Origin of the sequence: Enterobacter cloacae complex sp. S2, assembly GCF_015159675.1 — a bacterium.
Lineage (GTDB): Bacteria > Pseudomonadota > Gammaproteobacteria > Enterobacterales > Enterobacteriaceae > Enterobacter > Enterobacter intestinihominis.
Map to the genome: position 1 here is coordinate 218,806 of NZ_JADDTS010000002.1, position 2,891 is coordinate 221,696.

The 2,891-nt window shown below is 51.9% G+C and carries 3 protein-coding genes and 2 tRNA genes (1 of these 5 running past the window's edge); 3 read left to right on the forward strand and 2 right to left on the reverse strand.

Going from position 1 to position 2,891, the window contains the following annotated elements:
• Positions 1-62, reverse strand: a tRNA-Ala gene (locus tag IPZ49_RS01675); it reaches 47 nt to the left of the window's first position.
• Between the two features lie 217 nt (positions 63-279).
• Here IPZ49_RS01675 and IPZ49_RS01680 point away from each other — a divergent pair.
• The gene (locus tag IPZ49_RS01680) at positions 280-642 is read left to right on the forward strand and encodes a YfeC-like transcriptional regulator (protein ID WP_015572232.1); all 363 of its coding nucleotides are present in this window, start codon (positions 280-282) and stop codon (positions 640-642) included.
• 1 nt (position 643) lies between these two features.
• A complete protein-coding gene (locus IPZ49_RS01685) occupies positions 644-1,030 on the forward strand; it encodes a YfeC-like transcriptional regulator (protein WP_017383469.1) in 387 nt (128 codons plus the stop codon).
• 51 nt (positions 1,031-1,081) lie between these two features.
• Here the strand turns inward: IPZ49_RS01685 and gltX are convergent, their stop codons facing one another.
• Positions 1,082-2,497 carry a glutamate--tRNA ligase gene (gene gltX / locus IPZ49_RS01690; RefSeq protein WP_058689119.1) on the reverse strand — a complete coding sequence of 472 codons (1,416 nt, stop codon included), beginning with the start codon at positions 2,495-2,497 and terminating at the stop codon, positions 1,082-1,084.
• 258 nt (positions 2,498-2,755) lie between these two features.
• On the opposite strand from gltX, the gene IPZ49_RS01695 reads away from it, so the two are divergent.
• A tRNA-Val gene (locus tag IPZ49_RS01695) sits at positions 2,756-2,831 on the forward strand.
• Positions 2,832-2,891: the final 60 nt, after the last annotated feature.

Here is a 2,891-nt window from a genome sequence, read left to right on the forward strand (position 1 = left end):
GGGATCGAACCGCTGACCTCCTGCATGCCATGCAGGCGCTCTCCCAGCTGAGCTATAGCCCCGTCGTAAAGCTGTCATGTTGACGGGCGGCATAATATGAATTCCGCCGCAGAGTGTCAACGGCAAATTCAGCCTCCGCCTTTCAATCGCCGAAAAATCATGCAAATGAATCACTTTGAGAGCCTGCTCGCAGCCAGGAGTTAAGCTTGTCACGTTTTCACGTAAAACGGTGCTATAAAATGAACCACTAATTAACCCCACAGATATTCAGGAAATTGTATGATCAAGGAACGAATGACGCCAGAAGAGTTAGCCCTGCTGACTGGCTATAGCCGACAGACCATCAATAAATGGGTACGCAAAGAGGGTTGGATTACATCGCCAAAGCCAGGCGTTCAGGGTGGCAAGGCGCGTCTGGTACACGTCAATGAAAAAGTGCGCGACTTTATTCGCAGCGCGCGCAGGGCAACAGAGACGCCGGAACTGCCAGATAAGGCGTACCACGAGGGCTCGCTTCATGCCCTGCTCCTGACGCTGGCGAATGAAATGACGCCGGAAGAGCAAAAGCAGATGACATCGCTGTTACTGCGGGAAGGGATTACCGGCTTGTTACAACGTTTAGGGATTCGCGACCAACGCTGATATGAAAAGATTACGCAGCAAAATGACCACGGAAGAGCTGGCGGACAGTCTGGGCGTAGCCCGACAAACCGTTAATCGCTGGATACGACAGAAAGGATGGAAAACGGAGGGTATCAACGGTGTAAAAGGCGGAAGAGCGAGGGTGATATGTATTGATGCGCACGTTAAGGAGCACATCATTAGTCTTCCCGCCATTCGTAACCGTCGGGCTGTTTACCATGTGGCGGAAAGCCCTTCCCACTACGGCGTGGCAACCTCATCCAGCCTGCTTCCACAAATTATCGACTCGCTGGAAAACATGACGACTGTCGAACAGGAACGTTTGCACAAGTTGCTCGCTCGTGAAGGGTTGCAGGGTTTTCTCACGCGTCTTGGTATTGCTGAATAACAGGCATAAAAAACGGCAGGTTACCCTGCCGTTTTTTGTATTACACGAGTATTACTGCTGGCTTTCACGCTCAGCAATAAAGCCCAGCGCTTTGTTGATACGCGCAACGCTACGTGATTTGCCGATGGCATGAACGGTCACGTCCAGCGCCGGAGACTGGCCTGCCCCCGTCACCGCAACGCGCAGCGGCATACCGACTTTACCCATGCCAATTTCCAGCTCATCAGCGGTAGCCTGAATCGCGTGGTGAACATTTTCCGCAGTCCATTCGGTAATGGCTTCGAGTTTATCACGCACCACTTCCAGCGGCTGACGCGCAACCGGACGCAGGTGTTTCTTGGCCGCGTCGGCGTCGAACGCGTCAAACTCTTCATAGAAGTAACGGCAGCTTTCAGCAATTTCTTTCAGCGTTTTGCAACGCTCGCCAAGCAGCTTCACCAGATCCGCCAGTTCAGGGCCCGTACGGGTATCGATGTTTGCCTGTTCAATGTGCCATTGCAGATAAGTCGCCACATATTCTGGCTGCATGGTATTGATGTAGTGATGGTTCAGCCACAGCAGTTTGTCAGTGTTGAACGCGCTGGCTGATTTGCTGACCGAGTTTAGAGAGAACAGCTCGATCATCTCTTCGCGGCTGAAGATCTCCTGGTCACCATGAGCCCAGCCCAGACGCACCAGGTAGTTCAGCAGCGCTTCCGGCAGATAGCCGTCATCACGGTACTGCATCACGCTCACCGCGCCATGACGTTTGGACAGCTTTTTACCGTCGTCACCGTTGATCATTGATACGTGCGCATACACCGGTACAGGCGCGTTCAGCGCTTTCAGAATGTTGATCTGACGCGGGGTGTTATTGATATGGTCTTCACCACGGATCACGTGAGTGATTTCCATATCCCAGTCGTCCACAACTACGCAGAAGTTATAGGTTGGCGATCCGTCAGTACGACGAATGATAAGGTCATCCAGCTCCTGGTTGCTGAATTCGATCGGACCACGGATCTGGTCATCAAAGATAACAGAGCCATCCAGTGGGTTAGCAAAACGCACTACGCAAGGCTCATCCGCAGCATGCTCGCTGTGGTCATGGCGGCAACGACCGTCATAACGCGGTTTTTCGCCTTTTGCCATTTGCTCTTCACGCAGCGCATCCAGACGCTCCCTGGAGCAGTAGCACTTATAGGCCGTGCCTGCCACCAGCATCTCGTCAATTACGGCGTTATAGCGGTCAAAACGTTTGGTCTGGAAGTATGGGCCTTCGTCCCACGCCAGATTCAGCCAGTTCATCCCATCCATAATGGCTTCAATTGCTTCCGGCGTTGAGCGCTCCAGATCGGTGTCTTCAATACGCAGCACAAACTCACCGTTGTTGTGACGTGCGAAAAGCCAGGAGTAGAGAGCGGTACGTGCACCACCGACATGCAGATAGCCTGTCGGGCTCGGCGCGAAGCGAGTTTTGATTTTCATGAAATGGCCTTACGTTATAAAGATGCCGGTAATCGGCAAATTCCGGGAAGAAAACAATGGGCAATATTCTATCACTGTGGGCCGATTCCTCAATGTCGATCACTTTATCCGGTTCGAGATTGCTGTTTTTGTTTATAAATCATGCGCCACAGTCCGTTTTGCGATCGTTTTGACTAATTTTACGACGAACGAATAAAAACTTTAGAAAATGCGTTGACTCATTTTCAACTCTCCCTATAATGCGACTCCACACAGCGGGGGTGATTAGCTCAGTTGGTAGAGCATCTCCTTTACACGGAGGGGGTCGGCGGTTCGAGCCCGTCATCACCCACCATATACTTCGGTAGACTCGCAGTGTAGATAAGCATTGAGATTGGGCGATTAGCTCAGTTGG